The 1128-nt window shown below is 37.7% G+C and carries 1 protein-coding gene; it reads right to left on the bottom strand.

The annotated features are described in order from the left end of the window. Positions 1–28: 28 nt before the first annotated feature. Positions 29–1110 (bottom strand): ISKra4 family transposase gene (locus tag QUB39_RS30490; protein WP_333056051.1). Its coding sequence is split into 2 segments (ribosomal slippage): positions 29–954 and positions 954–1110, totalling 1083 coding nucleotides; the frame shifts between segments, so codons are not numbered across the junction. Positions 1111–1128 lie beyond the last annotated feature (18 nt).

The following is a 1128-nucleotide window of genomic DNA, read 5'->3' as shown; positions in this document are numbered from 1 at the left end:
GGGAGCATGTCACTTTTGCAATAAGTATTTATACTTGTGCAGTTTTTGGCGGTCTACCAATTAAGCCATTTAAGTAAGCACATCGATGAGCCAATACCTGCCCAATATGTTCTGATTTCCAACTTGCTCCAGATATTTTAATTCTTCTACCTATTTGCTTAATTCCTGATTCTACTGCCCCAGAACCAATCGAACAGATGTCATTTCTCTGGAAAACTTCGTAATTAATAATTCTTTCTTTATGCTTTTCTAAATACTTACAAAAATTAACTGCTGGCTTTTTCTTCAATTGTATGAATAGTGCTATTGCACTTTTTACATTTCCTTGCCATAAGTATGTTTCGGCTTGCTTCAATCGCTTAATTGAACCCCCCACCTTCTGAAGATTTTCATTCAAATGATACCAATCTAGAATTTCTCTTCTGTCCTGTTGACAACTAATTTCTTTAAATATATTCCATACACCATCATGTCCATCAGCTAGACAAGTTACTGGTTTGGCTAGTGGTTGTTTATTTGCCCAATCAATAATGATGTCATTTCGATCGAAGCTGGCTACTATGCCTGCTTCCGACACAATTGCTTTATAGTCTTTCCACTCAGATTTTTCTCCGAATGGTGTTATCAATCGTGCTTTTCCACCGTCTGCACTTAACTCGGTAATATCTGCTGTTGCGTAAGGCTGCTCAAATTTTTGATAATGTACTAATCTTTGTTGTGTCTTGGCTGGAACCGTAATCCCTGTTATATATTCAATATCTTTGGCTGCATGTTGATATGCAACATTAGCACTCAGTCTTAAACAACAGTTTTCTAAATGTGGACTCAATCTACTCCCGCTCCCACACCCTAGTTTATCTGCTTGCTTTTGGGTGATGCTTAAATCACCTAATGTACTTTTTAATTTCTTTACCCTTCCTGCTTTTGTGCCACTAGCTGAGTAGATAAAAAAATTCCGATTTGCGGTGTCACATGAGTTAACACCTTATCTTTAACCGTGAGCTCGATATCTTCTAATGTTTTCAAAGATTCCGGGTCACAATCAGCATACAGAATTGCCGAAATAGCTTCTACATGTGTTTGAATCGCCTGTTGCTCTTCGTCCGTCATAGTTCAATCGCCATTAAT

This window comes from Microcoleus sp. AT8-B5 (assembly GCF_036705565.1).
In the GTDB taxonomy this organism is placed as follows: domain Bacteria; phylum Cyanobacteriota; class Cyanobacteriia; order Cyanobacteriales; family Microcoleaceae; genus Microcoleus.
This window is presented reverse-complemented; position numbering and strand designations above follow the sequence as displayed.